Annotated in this window: 13 protein-coding genes and 1 pseudogene; 7 read left to right on the top strand and 7 right to left on the bottom strand. The window is 50.8% G+C overall.

All coding sequences use genetic code 11. The features are described from left to right. Positions 1-48: 48 nt before the first annotated feature. Positions 49-2277, bottom strand: coding sequence for a vitamin B12-dependent ribonucleotide reductase (locus SPTER_RS01165; protein ID WP_144348681.1), 2229 nt, complete (start codon positions 2275-2277; stop codon positions 49-51). Between the two features lie 146 nt (positions 2278-2423). Next, positions 2424-3926 (bottom strand): methylenetetrahydrofolate reductase C-terminal domain-containing protein, encoded by a 1503-nt coding sequence (locus SPTER_RS01160; RefSeq protein WP_144348680.1) that lies wholly within the window; start codon positions 3924-3926, stop codon positions 2424-2426. 990 nt (positions 3927-4916) lie between these two features. Here SPTER_RS01160 and SPTER_RS01155 point away from each other — a divergent pair. The 3 genes from SPTER_RS01155 to SPTER_RS01145 all read left to right on the top strand — a co-directional run bounded on the left by SPTER_RS01155 (position 4917) and on the right by SPTER_RS01145 (position 9207). Further along, positions 4917-6845: a TonB-dependent receptor plug domain-containing protein gene (locus tag SPTER_RS01155; RefSeq protein WP_246105435.1), complete on the top strand. Its 1929-nt coding sequence runs from the start codon at positions 4917-4919 to the stop codon at positions 6843-6845. Between the two features lie 181 nt (positions 6846-7026). Further along, positions 7027-8127 carry a FecCD family ABC transporter permease gene (locus SPTER_RS01150; RefSeq protein WP_144348679.1) on the top strand — a complete coding sequence of 367 codons (1101 nt, stop codon included), beginning with the start codon at positions 7027-7029 and terminating at the stop codon, positions 8125-8127. Between the two features lie 54 nt (positions 8128-8181). Then, complete coding sequence (locus tag SPTER_RS01145) at positions 8182-9207, top strand: ABC transporter substrate-binding protein (RefSeq protein WP_144348678.1); 1026 nt, start codon at positions 8182-8184, stop codon at positions 9205-9207. Here SPTER_RS01145 and SPTER_RS25525 read toward each other — a convergent pair whose 3' ends face one another. From SPTER_RS25525 to SPTER_RS01125, 5 genes and pseudogenes are all read right to left on the bottom strand, one after another. Beyond that, positions 9208-9456 (bottom strand): SDR family oxidoreductase, encoded by a 249-nt coding sequence (locus tag SPTER_RS25525; RefSeq protein ID WP_281289485.1) that lies wholly within the window; start codon positions 9454-9456, stop codon positions 9208-9210. 70 nt (positions 9457-9526) lie between these two features. Further along, positions 9527-10003, bottom strand: a pseudogene (locus tag SPTER_RS25520) (SDR family NAD(P)-dependent oxidoreductase); the annotation flags it as partial. A 297-nt stretch (positions 10004-10300) separates the two neighbouring features. Then, a complete protein-coding gene (locus tag SPTER_RS01135) occupies positions 10301-11014 on the bottom strand; it encodes an FCD domain-containing protein (protein ID WP_144348677.1) in 714 nt (237 codons plus the stop codon). Positions 11015-11168: 154 nt separating this feature from the next. Continuing rightward, positions 11169-12551: a hypothetical protein gene (locus SPTER_RS01130; protein WP_144348676.1), complete on the bottom strand. Its 1383-nt coding sequence runs from the start codon at positions 12549-12551 to the stop codon at positions 11169-11171. Further along, positions 12548-13867, bottom strand: coding sequence for an FAD-dependent oxidoreductase (locus SPTER_RS01125; protein WP_144348675.1), 1320 nt, complete (start codon positions 13865-13867; stop codon positions 12548-12550). Before SPTER_RS01125 ends, SPTER_RS01130 begins: the two co-directional genes overlap by 4 nt. A gap of 627 nt (positions 13868-14494) precedes the next feature. Between SPTER_RS01125 and SPTER_RS01120 the strand changes: the two genes are divergently transcribed. From SPTER_RS01120 to SPTER_RS01105, 4 genes are read left to right on the top strand one after another with little or no spacing between them, the layout of a single operon-like run. After that, entirely contained in the window at positions 14495-15685 is a 1191-nt protein-coding gene (locus tag SPTER_RS01120; protein WP_144348674.1) for a pyridoxal phosphate-dependent aminotransferase, read from the top strand. Between the two features lie 16 nt (positions 15686-15701). Then, positions 15702-16712 carry a 2-hydroxyacid dehydrogenase gene (locus tag SPTER_RS01115; RefSeq protein WP_144348673.1) on the top strand — a complete coding sequence of 337 codons (1011 nt, stop codon included), beginning with the start codon at positions 15702-15704 and terminating at the stop codon, positions 16710-16712. Between the two features lie 16 nt (positions 16713-16728). Then, positions 16729-17754 carry a phosphoglycerate dehydrogenase gene (locus SPTER_RS01110; protein ID WP_144348672.1) on the top strand — a complete coding sequence of 342 codons (1026 nt, stop codon included), beginning with the start codon at positions 16729-16731 and terminating at the stop codon, positions 17752-17754. Between the two features lie 20 nt (positions 17755-17774). Then, complete coding sequence (locus SPTER_RS01105; RefSeq protein ID WP_144348671.1) at positions 17775-18224, top strand: DUF441 domain-containing protein; 450 nt, start codon at positions 17775-17777, stop codon at positions 18222-18224. The last annotated feature ends 9 nt before the right edge of the window (positions 18225-18233 follow it).

The raw sequence follows: 18233 nt of genomic DNA, 5'->3' as shown, positions 1-18233 counted from the left end.
CGGGATGGTATCTGCCCTCTTGTCTCCCGGATTGAAGATTGTAAGGGCTTAGTTGCATTTGCTAAAGCCGCAGTGCCGGCAAATGACACAGCCGCCTTCATGCTCTACCAGCTTGCCGCATTCGGGGCACCCATTTTCCCCGGCTCTGAGGGTGACATTCCCTTCCGCCTGATCCCCATTTTGGAGTTTCATTACTTTTTCAATAACCTTGCCGATCGCATCAGGGCAGGATAATACCTGCAAATCGTTTTGCCTGATTGTCGAATGGCATCTGATGCCTTTTAACTGGTCAATGATCGAATTAGCATCCATACCGGACCGCAAAGCAATAGAAACCAGCCGTGCCGTAGCCTCGGACTGGGACGGGCAGCCGCCGGCCCGGCCGGTGTTGGTGAACACCTCACAGATGCCATGCTGATCATAATTAACAGTGATAAATATCGTGCCGCAGCCGATCTTAACCTTTTCCGTAAAGCCGGTGGTTATATCCGGCCTGGCTCTGGGGGCAAAGAAACCCTGTTTTGGTTCAGTCACTGTTTCTGCCGGTGCAGGTGGTTCTTTACCGTTAACCTTGCCGATATTCAGCACCTGCAAATCCCTGCTGCCATCCCGGTAAATCGTTACCCCCTTGCAACCGGTTTCATAAGCCAGGGTAAATATATCGCTAACATCTTCCCGGGTAGCTTTACTACTGAGATTAACAGTCTTCGAGACAGCATTATCGGTGTGCTTCTGGAATGCGGCCTGCATTTTCACATGCCATTCCGGGGAAATATCATGGGCAGTAACAAAAACCGCCTGCACGGAAGCCGGCAGGGCAGCCAGGCCTTTTATTGTTCCCCGGGCCGCAATCGTCCGCATCAATGGCTCACTGTAAAAGCCACCGGTTAGGGCCGCTTGTTTAAAAAACGGGTTTGTCTCCATTAATTCGTCATTGTCCATAACATTCCGGATATAGGCCAACGCAAATAATGGTTCAATACCACTGGAGACGCCGGCCAGAATGCTTAATGTACCGGTTGGTGCGATCGTTGTTGTGGTGGCATTGCGAACCCTGATTCCGTGCTGGCAATGTGTGCTTTTTTCAAACTGGGGAAACACGCCTTTGCGTTCGGCCAGTTCTGCTGACGCTTCTCTGGCCTGCTCCCGGATAACACCTATAAGCTGTTCCGCAAGGTCCAGTGCCGGCTGCGAATTATACGGGATGTTCAGCCGGAATAACAAATCAGCCCAACCCATAATCCCTAACCCGATTTTTCTGGTGCTTTTTGTTATCTGCTCAATTTCAGGCAAGGGATACTTATTGACATCAATCACATTATCGAGAAAATGAACGGCTTTTTTTACAACAGTCACAAGCCGTTCAAAATCAAGAACCGGTCCGTTTCCCTGGTCTGTTACCAGCAGGCTTACATTTATCGAACCGAGATTACAGGATTCATAAGGCAGCAGCGGCTGTTCACCACAGGGATTGGTACTTTCAAAATCCCCGAGTTCCGGTGTCACATTGTCCTGATTCAGCCTGTCTAAAAAGATGATTCCCGGCTCGCCATTGCGCCAGGCCATGTCGACAATCGCCGCAAATACCGCCCGGGCGTTTAAACTCCCGGTTATAGTCTGACTATGAGGGTCGATTAAATCATAATCCGCGTTTGCTGCCACCGCTTTCATAAACGTTTCGGTAATGCCAACACTGAGATTAAAATTGGTAATATCGGCGTTATCCTGCTTAGCAGTAATAAAATCCATAATATCAGGATGATCCACCCGGAGAAGGCCCATATTGGCCCCCCGGCGGGTGCCGCCCTGTTTTACCGCTTCGGTTGCGGCATTAAAAACTTTCATAAAACTAACCGGGCCGCTGGCAACCCCGCCGGTTGAATTTACTGCCGACCCTTTCGGCCTTAACCGGGAAAAACTAAACCCTGTCCCCCCGCCGCTTTTATGAATCATAGCGGCATTTTTCAGGGTTTCAAAAATATTTTCCATTGAGTCTTCTATCGGCAGCACAAAGCAAGCGCTTAATTGCCCCAAAGGCCGGCCGGCATTCATCAGGGTCGGTGAATTGGGCAGAAACTCCAGACCGGACATCATTTCATAAAATTCATCCTCAATCGTCTGTAAAGCCAGGGCTGAAACATAGGGGGCATCGGCAGCAGCGACCGCTTTAGCAACCCGGCGGAACATCCCGGCACTGTCTTCCAGCAGCTGACCATTTTCATCTTTGGCAAAATAGCGTTTTTCCAGTACCTTAATTGCATTATCTGACAAAATCATTAATAACAACCTCCTGATCAAACACTATATTTAGTATATATTATTTTCATCGATACAATATATTGTATCGATTATCAAGAAAAGCGTCAAGAAAAAATTGGCTCTGCCAGCAAAAATGCTCCCGCCTGACGGCAGGAGCAATGGGGTCAGTCCTTGCTACTGTTATAATCCCGGTCATTAAAATAATTTAACCAGGACGATGTCCGGTGCAAATCCCAGTTACAGGGCGCCATATACTTGGACTTCATCCGTTCTTCTTTACCCTGGCCTTTAAAACCCTCGTACATTTTGACATAAATACACTTTTGTTGGCCGGGATAAACCTCACACCAGCCGTCGCGGCTGCCGCCGCAGGCTCCATTCCGCTGCTGCTTGGGGCACTGGGACATCGGGCAGATAAAACCAAGTTCATGCATGGCACAATCGCCGCAAAACCGGCATTCGTTCGTCACCGTTTTAGTCGTATACTCGGCAAGAGTAAACGGCTGCTTCAGCCAGGACTTGTCAACAAATTTAGCAATTGCCTTATTCACAGGATACAGGGGCGCCTTAGGGTCGAATGCCACCCCATGCACCACGTCCATCAGCGACTGTTTCAGCGACGAACCGGTCTGACTGCGTTTGGCAGGCTGACAGGTATTAAGGCCTGTTGCCTGATCCTTCTCAAAGAAATAGAAGCCCCCGGCCTGCGGATGATCAAATTCGGCAGCAGCAATCTCCTGCCAGTCAGCGCTTAGCTCCTCACCTTTTTCCATAATATACTGTACCTCAGTATACCCGAGTCCATGACCGCCAATGTTGACGCCATCGTATTTAAGACCTTTGAGCACGGCATACAGCTTGGCTGCCCGCAGCAACTGCAGCTCTTTTTTATTGCTCTGCGCCGCTTCGGCCGCCAGCTTGTCCACCAGGGAATCGGTAACCACACAGCCGGGAATCAGATTCTGATTCATTAGCCTGGCAACAGGCAAAGACAGCACAAAAATATTACCAACCAGCGCTACCGCCAGCCGGTTACTGTCAACATATTTTCTTAACTCATCAAACTTTCTGGCATCATAGCCCAGCTGAGTAATAATAAATTTGGCGCCATTGTCAAGCTTCTTATGCAGTTTATAATACTGGGCCATGGTTTCCGCCTCGGTCGATTTGAAAGGGGATACGACAGCGCCGGCAAAAAAATTAGTGGCCGGGAGCTTAGAGTAATCACCCGCATTCATTTTCGTAATCATCCGCAGTGCGTGTACCGCATCAAAATCAAAAACCGGCTTGGCACTGCCGGCATAGCCTGCGCCCGGATAATCACCGGTCATGACCAGCAGGTTCTGTATATCGGCCCTGCCCAGAGCATATAATTCACTCTCCAGGGCGTTCCTGTTCTTATCTTTGCTGGTAAAGTGGACAAGTGGGTCAATCCCCCGCTGTTTAGCTTCAACAGCCATTGCATAGGCGGCAATAGCCGATTTACCGCCCGGATTGTCAGTTATCGTAATTGCATTGATTCTGGGGTCTTTTGCTGCCAGTTCAGCCATTTTCACCAGATGCTCCTGGGCTTTTTCCCGTGCCCCCCGGCCTGGCACCAGTTCCCAGGTTACGGACAGTTGTGCCGGGTCAGCCAGCGCTTCGCTGAAAGAGAGTTTTACCGTCATGATAGTGTCACCCCTTGCCGCATTTTTGCTTGCATTATACCACTTTTAAAAGTATTCTCATTAGTAGTCATTTTAACTATAAAAACAGAAAAATACAACCCCTGTCAGGCCTGTCATCCTGTCAATATCAAAACATTAGAAAAACTTGGCTTATGCCAAGTCCTTAAGGCCGCCTGTACCCTTGAGAGTAAAAGATTGTTCTTAGCCCTTGATAATAGCATCGAATTTTTATAACTTCGGCGGGGAGAAAAAAGCCGGTTCCAGCCGGAACCGGCCTGACACAACCGAACTATTCAGCGGGCGGCACCTATAGATAGTTGTGTTTAATGCAGTTTTTAACCCCTATAAACAGTTTGAGCTGCGATCATTGTCAAATGAGAAGAACAGCAGGATAATGATCAAGATAATGATAATCCAACTTGAACCTCCGCGACCGCCAAATCCACCAAATCCCATAAGGAGGCCTCCTTTGTAGTATGTTACTGAGAAGATACTATATAGTATGATCAAGCAAACACTTTGGCGACTGGACGCTTGTTAAAAATTAACTTAAGCTTTGCAGCTACTGGCAATATTTATTTTTAATTAATGTATTGACTTGCTTATTGGCAGGGATTATAATCTTATTGATTATGATTATCAAAATCAATGATAAGTTGATTTTATATGACTGTTGTCAGTCAATTTATGTAACTGATAAAATACGTAAGCTCAGCTTTGCTTATTTATAATAAATCCGCAAAAATTAGAGTTTGACGTAATACTTATATCAACCGCCGTCAGACAAAGGAGCCCGGCTGACTACGCAAAGTGACAGGAGCGATGTAGCATGAAAAATTAAAGGTTAATTTTTTTACCCTCGACTGACTAATATCAGTCAGTATTGCGTGACAAGTACATATTATACCGTAAGTTAGCGTTTTTCTTGAGGTAAACGGTGTTGCCGCAAGGGGCTTAAATTGTGAACACCAATATTGGGAGGGGAAGATTATGATTAACAGCAAGCGAAAAAAAATAGTCTGCTCACTGCTCAGCAGTGCAGTACTGTTCAGTATGACCGGACCGGCGGCGGCCGCGGAGGCTGAGCAGGAGTATCATTTTGCCGAATATGTGGTCACTGCCAACCGCATGCCGGTAAAAACAACAGAGGTAGCGGCCAACGTAACCGTCATAACCGGCGAGACAATTGAGAAAGGCGGCTTTACGCGGATATCGGATGTTTTACGGGATAACAACATCAATACCGGCTCAACCAGCTTTGGTTCATTTCCGGTGCTGAATGGTGACGACCGCGTTTTAGTGCTTGTTGACGGGCGTAAAATGAACTGGCCGCATCTGATGTTTAGCGGCAACGACCATGTCATTAATATTGACGGCATATCGGTCAAAAATATTGAACGCATTGAAATCCTGCGCGGACCGGGTTCATCCTTATACGGCAGCGATGCTGTCGGCGGGGTGGTTAACATTATCACCAAAAAAGCCGAGGGCAACCGTACCTCCATCGCCGCGGAGTTTGGCAACTGGGGCTTTAAACGTTATAACCTCACCACCGAAGGCCAAACCGATGACATTAGTTATTTCCTTACTGCCGAACAGAAGAAACGGAATAATTTCGAATATAAAGAAGCCAATACCGGCAAAACCAAAACCCATGCCGCCAGCCAGCTGGATCAGGATCTGGTAACCCTGCGCCTTGATAAAGAGCTGGGCGCCGGCCGCGATCTCTCCCTCCAATGGGAGCATACCAATGACCAGACAGGCTTTGGCGCCGCGTTAACAGAGACGGGCAGCGCCGCCAACCCGGAAGGACGGCAGGATCTTACAAGCAATAATATTGCCTTAACCTACCGCTGGAACCAGGACAGCGGGACAGGCAATTTTTTGCGGGTATACCGCAACACCTCGACCGGTACCCTTTATAAGTCGCTGGTAAAATCGGACGGAGTCAGTCCCTATACCTATGACCTCTATGCCAATGGCGCCGAATGGCAGCAAAGCTGGAAACTCAGTGATAAGCAGACCCTGGTGGGCGGCGTTAGCTGGCTGCAGGAGCATTTGGATGACCAGGACACGATTAACCGGGGCGTTACCACCAAATCGGTGTTCCTGGAAAATAGCTGGCGCCTGCCGGACAAGTGGCTGCTTACTGCCGGCACCCGCTATGACGACCAGAGTATTGTTGGTGCCAATACCACCTCGCGGCTGTCAATAAACCGTGAGCTTAACGACACAACCAATATCTACGCCTCCTGGGGGCAATATGTCCGCAACCCCACCGTCGCCCAGCTATTCAGCAATACAACCTTCTGGGTCGGCAATCCGCGCCTTAAGCCGGAAGAAGGCCATACCGTCACCGTGGGGGTTAATACGGAGCTGGGTGACGGCACGAAACTGCAGACAAGTGTCTATAGCAGCCGCCTGAAAAATGCGATCCAATGGAAAGGCTTCTGGCCGTTGCCTGATCCGGGCTATTATGAAAACATCGACCGGGAAAAAAGACAAGGGCTGGACATAACCTTAAGCAAGACATTATCACCCCAGTGGGATGTAACCGCCGGCTATGCCTACGCCCGGATAAAAACCACTGCCGACAGCCCCAGCGGCTATAAAAATGATCCGAAGAACAGCCAGCCCAACGGCTATCATCTGGGCTTTAACTACAATCAGGACAAATGGGACGCCGGTCTTACCCTCCGGGCGGCAACCAACCGCAGTTTAGAAAAATTCACCTCTAAATCCTATCTGACCATGGATATGACTGTTAACTATCAGGTCACGCCAACTACCCGTATCTATGCAAATGCTTACAACTTAACCAATGAATCTTACGAGCTCATTGGCAACATTTGGTATCAACCCGGCTCTTACCCGATGGCAGGGCGCAACTTCTTTATTGGTATGGAACACCGGATGTAATCCGGAAAGGTAAGACATGCACTGCTCAGTGGCATTAGCGGGCAGTGCATGTTCTTTTTTTGAACCAGGATAAAAAATAGTATTTGCTAAACCCTGATTAAGAGTTACAATAATAACGATAATGATAATCTGTTTCATTTGCAAGCTGATAATTTAGAAAAGAAGAAGCAGGAGAAATTAGATGAGACAAGGTAAAATGTATTCTGTAGCTCAGCCTGACGGTATCATTCAACAACAGCGGAATTTTGTTTTGCTGCTGACTTGCCTGGGGGCCATTATGGTGCTTTCCCTATTGCTGGCAGTAAGTCTGGGATCAGCTAAAATTACAGCCGGTGAAGCCTACCGCATCATTTTGTATAAAGCATTTCATCTGAATATCAATCATATTGCCGAGCAGGCATCTTTGGCGCACTTGGATATTATTTGGGAAATCCGCCTGCCCCGTGTGCTCATGTCCGCCTTTGTCGGCGCCGGCCTGGCGGTATGCGGGGCCGTCCTGCAGGCAACTGTGCAAAATCCGCTGGCCGAGCCTTATATTCTGGGTATATCCGCCGGCGCCTCACTTGGCGCAACCTTCTCGATTTTGCTGGGCGGCTTAGCCGGGATACTGTTCGGTCTGGGTACGGCTGTCTGGGCTTTTATCGGCGCTTTGGCAGCCTCGCTGTTTGTTATGACCTTAGCCAGTATCGGCGGCCGGCCGTCTACTGTTAAAATGGTGCTGGCCGGCTCGATCGCCAGTGCTTTATTTATTGCTCTTGCCAATTTCATTATCTATATTGCCAGCAATGCGGAAGGCATGCGCACCGTCACCTTCTGGACCATGGGGTCGCTGGCGGCAGCCAAGTGGGATACCCTGGCGTTGCCGGCAGCCGGCGTTGCCGCCTGCTGTATCTTTTTTCTCACTCAGTTCCGCACGCTGAACACACTGCTGCTGGGCGAAGAAGCGGCGATTTCCCTGGGCGTTGATCTGGATAAGGTCCGCCGCCTTTATTTTGTCATTACCGCTTTGGTTACCGGCTTAATTGTTGCGGCCTGCGGTATTTTCGGGTTTGTCGGTTTAGTTGTGCCCCATGTTGTCAGGGGTGTTGTCGGGGCCGATCACCGGCGGTTAATACCGGCGACAATCCTGGCCGGTGCAATTTTTTTAATTTGGGCCGATGTGCTGGCGCGGATTGTCCTCGCCAGCGGCGAATTGCCGATCGGCATTCTTACCGCGCTGGTCGGAGCTCCCTTTTTCATGTATATTCTCGTTAAACAGTCATTAAATTTTGGCGGTCAGTAAGCGAATGTATTAACATGGCCCCTGCCTGCCGACGCACACGGAAGGAGCTGACAGATGAACAGACATCTATGCCCAGGCATTATCCTGGCTATTGCCTTTACAGTACTGACCGCAGCGTGCGGCTTAAACCAACCAGTGACGAAAACCCCGCCGGTTCAGACCGGTTCCGCCGCCTATCCTGTTACGATAACAAATTATGATTATGCTGAAAACCAAATTTACTTTACCTATCAGCAACCTCCGGCCCGGGTCGTTGTCACTCATCCCGGGGCTACTGAGCTGTTACTGGACCTGGGGCTGGAATCGCGGATACTGGCGACAACAGCCCCCTATGGCAGGCCGGTGGCGCAGGTCGCGGAAAAATATGCCGGCCTGAATATCCTTAAAGCCCCGTATATGCCGACAGAAGAAGAATTGCTGGAAATGCAGCCTGATATGATTATCGGCTGGGTTCACCAGTTTTCGCCAACCGGTATGGGCCAGGTTAAAACCTGGCAAGCCCGGAAGGTGGGCACCTACATTCTGCCCAGCACACTGGTAAAAGCCAGACCATCGCTGGAAACCATGGTTTACAGCAATATTGCCGATATGGGCCGAATTTTTAACATCCAGCCGGTCACCGGTCCCTATATCGAGAAACTTAGGACCCGGGTGGCTACTATCCGGAATTCACTCCAGGACGTGACCAGGAAAAAAACAGTGCTCGTCCTGCAAGACCATTTTAACGGCACCTTTTCCCTCTACGACAGCCAGCACTTAATCAGTCACATGGTTGAACTGGCCGGTGGTATCAATCTGTGCGAAAGCCGGACCTCATTTGTCGGTGCGGAAAAAATACTGGCTTATGATCCGGATTTTATTATCTTTGTATCTGTCGATAGAAATAATTTTGCCGAAGATCTAAGTGATGAGGCAGCAATAAAAAGCCTGCAGGCCGTTACCGAGCTGCGCGGCCTGCAGGCCATCCAACAGGGCAATATCATAAATCTGCCTTTTTTCACGGTCAATAATGCCGGCATTCGCACGATTGACGGGATTGAAAAGATCGCCGCCCATTTATATCCCGCTAAGTTCAACTAATTAGGATTCTGTAATTGTGCCGCCATTTACATGCAGCACCTGGCCCGAGACATAGCGGGAATCGTCAGACGCAAGATATACATAGGCTGGCGCCAGCTCAAACGGCTGCCCGGCCCGGCGCATTGGTGTTTCGGTGCCAAAGGTGGTAATATAACCGGCCGGCCAGCTGGCCGGCTGCAGCGGGGTCCAGACCGGCCCCGGCGCGACGGCATTGACACGAATCTGCTGCCCAGCCAGCGAGATTGACAACGAACGGGTAAAGCTGACTAATGGCCCCTTTGGTTGCCGAATAGTCAATCAGATACTGATTGCCCTCATAAGCAGTAACCGATGTAGTATTGATGATTGCACTGCCAGGTGACAAATGAGGCAGCACGGCCTTAGTCAGATAGAAAAAGCCATAGATATTGGTCCTGAATGTATTATCCAGCTGCTCAGCCGTAATATCCAGGATGCTGCATTGGGGAAACTGAACGCCGTGGTTATTAACAAGAATATCAATCCTGCCAAAACGATCCATGGTTTTTGCAGCTACCTGGCCGGCGACCGCCTCATCCCGCAAATCACCGGCAATCGCCAGACACCGCTGCCCCAGCTCTGCTATGCGCTCCTTCGTTGCTTTTGCATCCCGGTGCTCATTTAAATAAACAATGACAACATCGGCGCCTTCCTTGGCAAAAGCAATCGCCGCCGCCCGGCCAATGCCACTGTCACCGCCGGTAATGATTGCCACCTTTCCCTCCAGCTTGCCGCTGCCGCAATATTCCCGATTTTCCGCGATAGGCGGCGGTACCATCTCATATTCCAGGCCGGGCTGCACCGCCTGCTGCTGCGGCGGAAACGAAAGCGGTTGGTCTGTGCATTTTTTTTCATACCATAATAGGGATACTTCGGATACATAACATTGCTCCTTACGCCTTTTTATTTTATCTTATGCGCATTTAAATATTATGTAACACCTTCCCGCAAGACAAGGGGACGGTAGCTGCGTCTTGGCAAGACGCAGCTACCGTCCCCGGTTCTTTATTCTCCTTGCCTGTAGTTTCACCTGCGGCAATTTGTTCATATGCTATGTTTTTTTGAACAAAGGCAACTACCGTCCCCGGTCTGACCGCTGGCCTATTTGCGGCTGCCAGTACTTCTCCACGTCGCTGATCAGGTTGTTGATATGCTCAATCATGGCTGCCCGGGCTTTGTCGCCATTACCGCTCCTGATGCTTTCCGCAATTTTTTGATGATCCACATGCACAAGGCTGTGGACCTGGAGCCGGATATGTTCCAGTACCGGCGACAACTGGGTATCCTGCCTGATCAGACTGATGGCTGCGGCCAGCACGCGATTCCGGGCCATGTTGACAATAATGCCATGAAATACAACATCTTCCGCGGCCAGGGCCGCCTGCAAAGCCTGGATCTCCTCCGGCTTAGCGTTTTGCGCAGCCAGGTAGGCAAGTTCACCCTCGATAGCCCGGCGGGCGATTAACACCTCCAGCAGCTGCTCCCGGGTATGGCCCTGCACGGCCGCCAGCAATTCCTCGCCCTGCTTTTGCCGGCGCTCTTTGCCTGCCAAATCCTCAAGCCGTTCACTCCCGCTCCCTGACAGCCTCCGGCCCTGAAATCCGGCCTTTTCCGTCCAGCCGGCAATATCCATGTCCCGCAGGATTCGGCCGACAGTAGCCTCACTGAAGGAATACCCCAGCGACTGCAGCTTGACGGCAATAGAGCCGCACCCCATCGGCCGGCCGTTAGATTCATTTATGATGGAGAGTATATCATACTCCAGATTTTCTTTATCACTAAGTGCCACGCGTTTTCCCCCTAGGAATAGTACTTGGTGGTTACATTCTAGATAACGTAAGCTAATTCCTTCTCGCCTGGTAGCGGCTAAAGGTTCATATATCTGCTATAAGCAAAAAAAATCTCTCATGCAAGCAATCTGCATGAGAGATTTAGCTGCCTGGTTACATGAGGAGTATCGCCACAATCGTTGTTGCAATAAAACCTAAAATGACGGGGAAAAAATTCTGGCGCGCTAAATCAATGGGATTAACACCGGTTATGGCGGCAACAGGAATCAGCCCCCAGGGGATGATGGTCCCGCCCCCGGTCCACACCCCGGCAATCTGTCCCAGTGCAGCCAACGTTGCCTTATCAAGCTGAATCGCTTTATCAAAAGTGGCGGCAACAGCGCCAACAAGCGGCAGCGGCGAAAAACCGGAACCATCCAGACCGACGACAATACCTGTCGTTAGACTGACTATGGCCACGAACACCTTATTAAGAGGTACAGCCTGCGATAAGGCTAAACCAAAGTCTTCCAGAAATCCGGTGGCCGCCTGGGTGTCAAGGATCGTCTTGGCAAGCTCCCCCTTGCCGAGGAAAAAGAAACCGCCGATAATAATGACCGGAGCAAAAATCTTAATACCGAACATAAACCCTTCACGGACATAGTCGGTAATTTTCTCAAACCCGGCCCAGCGGTATTTTAACAAAGTGCCCAGCGCCAGGATTAAAACGGCGGTTGCTCCCAGCAGCGCGGTCGCATCGCCGCCGCGGAGCTGAAAGGCCCACATAGCCGCAACATCCAAAGCAAAAGCGACCGGAGTGAGAATCGCCAGGAAATAGGATACCCAGTCCAGCTCCCGTTCGACCTCCCGGGCGGTCAGGGCGGCCTGTTCGGTGATAATCTGCACAGGATTGCGGGCCATGCTGCGTTTGAGCATAATATAGGCCGTAACAGTAGTCACTAACCCCATGGTAACGGCCAGCGGAATGCTGGCGGCAATGACTGGCGAGGGATCGGCAAAGCCGGCCGCTTTAGCCGTTATCGTCGGCGCCCCCTGGATCACATAGTCGGTGGAGAGAGCAATCCCATGCCCAAAAAGATTCATCGCCACGGCTGCGCCCATGGCCGGCAGACCGGCCCGGATAGCCGCCGGCACCATAATAGCGCCAATGAGAGCAGTGGCCGGTGACGGCCAGAAAAACCAGGACGTCAGCAGCATGGCAAAACCAATTGTCCAAAAGGCAATATCAGGGTTAATCATAAGCCGGGCCGCAGGCCGCATCACCAAATAGTCGGCGCCGGTGTCACTAAGCAATTTGGACAAGGCCACAATCAGCGAAATGACAACAATAATGCCCCAAAACTCATTGCCGGCTACAATCAAGGCATTAAAGACCGTACTGACGCCGCTGATAAAACTGTTTTTTACCAGCCAGCCTACGGACAGCAGCCCTGCAATGCAGGGTATGACCGGATCTTTTCTGAAAGCCATAACCACAATGACAACGCCGACCCAAAACAAAAACAACCAATGAGCAGTTGTCAATTCTACTGTCATGCCCATACCTCCTCATTGCCGCTGATGGGTGTGGCAAACAGGCCGGTCAAGCCGGCCGCTTCAACCCGGGCTTTAATTGCCGCTATATCCGTGGTGTATAAACCCTCGGCCTGCATCCGTTGAAAATAATTGGCCCCGGAAAAGGTGTATTTCTTGGTAATCCCCTCTTTAGTCTGCATCCTTTCGCGGACATGGGCAATGGCATCCCCACAGGCAATACTGGCCGGAAGTTCAACCGGCTTATGCCCCAGCGCAAACCGGGCGGCATTATGGCCGGCGACCGTACCGGTAACAATAGCCTCCGTATGCCCAACCAGCAGACCGGCCTTTTCACCACCGCAGAATACATTGGCCAGTCCCTCTACCTTCAGGGCATTATCCCGGGGCAGCATGCCAAAATAACGCATAGAGTTGCCGATATCGCCGGCATAGGGATCTTCGTAGCGGGCATTGGCACAGCCGGGAATCTGCCGCAATATCGCCAGCGGATAATAAGCAGTCATTAGCTTAGCATGACCAGTATCCAGCAGGACTATGTTCTCGGCAAATTCCTTTAATGCATACTGCTGGCAGGCCTTCTGGCCGAGAGAGTCCATACTTTTGCGCAAAGCCGGCGGCACCGGGATAACGCAAACCCCGGTTCTGTTCAGTTCCTCCCTGACCGCAGGTGACAAGGAGTCCTTATGCAGCTTGCAGGACCCGCTCATAGCGCCGAATGTCCCGTCCGGCTTTTCGCCGATAATCTCTTTAATACCGGCTCTGGCCGCAATACTAAGCCGGGGTCCGAAGGTAGGGCAGCGGTAGATGCACATGGCACAGCCATTGCCGTACTTCATGCAGTTGCCCTGAGGGCCGGCAGTGCCTGATACATCAACAAAGGCATCACCTGTCAATTCTATAGTTTCGTTGCCGGGAAAGACATCGGCAAAAACTTTCCCGATGCGGCCACCGGCCAGATCAATGTCTTTTACGCGGGTTTTTAAATAAATATTGATGCCGGCGGCCAGCAGGGCGTTCTTAACAGCCGGTTCAATTGTGGATACATCGTACAAATTAACATTCTTGTGGCCGGGAAACTCAATGTTCTTGTGCCGGGAATTAGCGTCACAGATCTTGAACAGCTCGCCGCCGCCCATGGCGATCATCTCTTCGGTTGCGGTAAAGCGGCCGTTATTGCGCATAATACCGCCAACAAGCCCGGTACCCAGGAGCATATCCGCCCTTTCAAGCAGATGTACCTCACAACCGGCCTTCCGGGCTGCGAGAGCCGCCGCCGTCCCCGACCAGCCGCCACCAACAATTACAACTTTTTTCATAATAAGAACCCCCTAAAGTATTGTTAAAATAAAATGAGAGTAGATTTAGAAAGAATTCCAAATCTACTCTGCGCTGAGTAAATATTTAGTTTGCAATCGTAATGCTGAGTGGTTGCCGGTAAATAAAAACAGCAATGCCGCTGTAATTTGGCGACATTGCCACTCATCATTGATGATCGAATGTTGATTAAATTCTACTCAAAACGACAAAATCCTGCTTACATTTATAAAAACAGAGAAAATATATTATGGTAATTTAATCCATAAATTTTTAGCAATAAACAAAAAATAATTCTTGCAGAGTCAGCTATTTTTGTGTAGAATAAAGATATTAAAAAGTTACATCGCTCCTCATCATTAATGAGCTATATGCTATAGCATGAACTTACAGCTAGCGGTCACAATGACGTGCCGACTCAGAACAGACCTGAGTCGGTATTTTTAGTTACAGCAGATAAGCAACAGGGGGCCGGTTGGGATTAAGAAGCCGGAACTGCAGCCCGGATTGAATTATTACCGTACTAAGGGGGGATTATTTCGCTTAACTACTCATCATTGATGAGGTCATTGGTTGTCCATAAGTAAAACTGCCCGCCCAAAACCGGGCTATTAAAGGAGGTTTCCCCTATGGCACCTGTTATTGCCAGCAAATTTGATCACATTCCTTATGCCGGAATCCGGAAAGTATTTCAAAAGGCCAACGAACTGGAGGCCCAGGGCCAAAAAGTTGTTCACTTTGAGATTGGCCGGCCCGATTTTGATACACCCGCGCACATTAAAGAGGCAGTAAAGGTTGCCCTGGACCAGGGTCATGTCCACTATGCGCCCAATAACGGCATACCGGCCTTGCGCACAGCCCTGGCAATGCGGCTCCAGGTTGATAAAGGGCTCAATTACGACGCCGACAATGAGATTATGGTAACAGCCGGCGGCCAGGAAGCCTTATATCTAACATTTCTCGCGCTGCTCAATGCCGGTGATGAGGTCATTATTCCCGATCTGTGCTTTGGCCCTTTTGCCCTGGGGATTATACTGGCAGGCGGTGTGCCTGTAAGGGTGCCGCTGCAGCCTGAGAATAACTATGCCTACGATTTAGCCGCCGCCAAACAGGCGGTTTCGCCCCGGACCAAGGCAATTATCGTCAATTCTCCCCACAATCCAACAGGCAGTGTTTTAACCAAAGAACAATTAGCCGCTGTCGCCGATTTTGCAATTACTCATGATTTGCTGCTTATTTCCGATGAAGCCTATGACAAAATGCTGTATGAAAACAGCTATATATCGCCGGCCGGCTTGCCGGAAATGAAGGAACGGACCATCGTTTGCGGCACACTCTCCAAAACCTTTGCTATGACAGGGTGGCGCGTAGGCTATATCGCCGCTCCGGCCGCAGTGGTTGGGGCGGCCGTCCGGGCCCAGCAAAATGTTATGTTGTCCCTGTGTACCTTTGCCCAGCACGGAGCGGTGGCAGCGCTCACAGAATCGCAGGCCTGCGTTACCGCCATGATGCAGGAATTTGCCCGGCGCCGCAAGCTTGTTCTGGAAATGATCCGGCAGATACCGGGGCTCGAATTGCCCGGGATTCCCCAGGGTGCCTTTTATGCGTTTCCGCGTATTACACTGCCCCGGGTAACCTCGGCCCAGGTTGCCGATTACCTGCTGAATGATGCGGGCGTGGCCGTGGTGGACGGACTGGCCTTTGGTGAAGGCGGCAACGGCCATTTCCGTATTTCTTATGCGGTATCTTACGAAGACTGCCGGTTAGGGCTGGAACGTATTGCCGCTGTTATGAGCGATTTCCAGAAAAAATACGGCTGAAAAAGAGGGATTGTAAATGGCAGTTATTGTTAGTGTCATGCCTAAATGGCGATTCGATACCTCCCGGGTCGAATTGCCGCCACACTGGGATTTTCAGTTTATCAATCCGGCCACCGATGCCGAATTAATTAACGCCTGCCGGCAGGCTGATTGCCTGCTGGTGCCGGCCAGCTTCCCCGTTATCAATGCCGCCATGCTCCGCCAGCTTTCGCACCTGCAGCTGATTCAGACAGTCGGCGCCGGCTATGACCTCATCGACAGTATGGCCGCGGCCGAGCTTGGCATTCCGGTGGCAAACGTACCGGGAGCCAATGCAAAATCAGTGGCGGAGTTTACGGTAGGACTAATCATCGCCCTGCAGCGGCAGCTCTGCACCGCCGACCGGGAAACAAAAGCCGGCCACTATGCTGCCATCCGGCAGGCACTGCTTAAAACCGGACTAAACGAGATCAGCGGCAGTGTTATCGGCCTGGTAGGACTAGGGGCTATCGGCTGCCAGGTAGCCAGAATCATGACATTTCTGGGGGCTTCCGTGTGCTACTATAGCCGTTCCGGCAGCGCTGCGGCGCTGGTACCAGAATTGGCAATAACCTACAAACCTTTACACGAACTGCTGGCGATTAGCAATATTGTGAGCGTCCATGTACCGTTAACCGCCGACACCCGGGGATTAATCGGACGCTATGAGCTTGGCCTGATGCCGGCCGGCAGTCTCTTGGTCAATACCGCGCGGGGCGAGGTCATTGATCAGCAGGCACTGGCGGCAATGCTGGAAACAGGACATCTGGGCGGCGCGGCCGTGGACGTAGTAGCCCCTGAACCACCGCCGCCGGATCATCCCTTGCTATCACTCTCGCCGGCCGCCCGGGACCGGCTGTTGATCACACCGCATATCGCCGGTGTTACCATTGGCGCTTTTCGGGATATGCTCCTCGGGGCGCTCGAGAACATTGGCCGGGTCCTGGCCCATACCCCCCCACATAATGTGGTCAATGGTGTTGCAGTAAAAAATAAAGACTATACCTAGCGGAAGGATTAACGATATGAAAAATGTATTAATTACCTCCAAGGCCTTTGGCAGTCAGCTTGATAACCAACATCGCCAACAGCTCCTAAGCTACTTTGCCGACAATGGCTGGCAGATTATCTGGAACCCCGGCGAGCAGGCCATGAGTGCGGCTGATATTATAAAAATAAATGCCGAACAGCCGCTGGCAGCGATTGCGGTTTATTCCAGCTCGGATGAGCTCAGCAGTGCCGTATTTGAACATTGCCACAACCTAAAAGTAATATCCCGGCATGGTGTCGGCGTCGAAAACATTGATCTGGCGGCAGCGCAAAAAGCCGGCGTCCAAATAAAAACAACGGCCGACATGCCGGGCTACGAAACGGTTGCCGATCTGACTTTTGCCCTCATGCTCACTATTGCCCGGCAAATACACATAATTGATGCCCAATTACGCCAGAATAAGTGGTATCGTCCTGTCAGCAGCGATGTCTGGGGAAAAACACTGGGTATCCTCGGCCTGGGGCGTATAGGCAAGGCTGTTGTTACCCGGGCGCAGGGATTTGGTATGAAACTATTAGCCTGCACCGGTCATCCTGATCAGGAATATTTTACGGCCAACAAGATTACGCTTTGCTCTAAAGAAGAGCTGGTTGCCCAGGCGGACTTCATCACGCTGCACGCTGCATTAAATGAACAAACCCGGGAAATGATCAATACCAGGGATTTCTCCCTGATGAAACCCACCGCCTATCTGATTAACACTGCCAGGTCCGGCCTTGTTAACCAGGCCGCCCTGCTTAACGCTCTGAAGACTAAACAAATCGCCGGTGCCGCCCTGGATGTGTTTGATATTGAACCGGCGGTTAACGACCTGCTGCTTAAAGAAAATCTTGCTAATGTTGTCGCGACGGCGCATGTGGGCTCATACACCTTTGACTCGATCAGGCGCATGGATTTTCTGGTAGCTGAAAACATAGTCACTGCCAATGCCACTGCCAAACCGGCCCGTTCGCCGGCAAATTTCAATAAAAATAATTATTCCGAGTTGAAAATTAGCTGATCAGCAAGGAAGTGACAGGGTTGTCTTTCGATAATATACCGATTCTTATCATTCTGGTACTGGCGCTTATTGCCAAGAATCAGTCGGTGGCCATGGCTGCCGCCATATTGCTAATCATTAAGTTGCTTGGTTTTAGTTCATGGTTTTCTGTCCTGGAAAGCAAAGGGATAAATATTGGCATAACCATTCTCACCATCGCTATTTTGGCCCCGCTGGCTTCAGGTAAAATCACCTTGCGCGATATGTATGATGCGGTTGTCAGTCCGATAGGCCTGCTGGCCGTAATAACCGGTGTTTTTGCCGCCTGGCTGGGCGGCAGGGGGGTAATGTTTTTCAAAGCCTCGCCCGATACAATTACCTCCCTGATCCTGGGAACCATTGTCGGCATATCGTTTTTCCAGGGGATTGCCGTCGGTCCGCTCATTGCCGCCGGCATGCTCTCACTGGTGGCGGGTCTTTTCGGCAAATGACCGGCTCCC

Source organism: Sporomusa termitida (assembly GCF_007641255.1).
GTDB lineage: Bacteria > Bacillota > Negativicutes > Sporomusales > Sporomusaceae > Sporomusa > Sporomusa termitida.
Note: the sequence above shows the minus strand (reverse complement) of the source record. Positions and strands in the feature narration are given on the sequence as shown.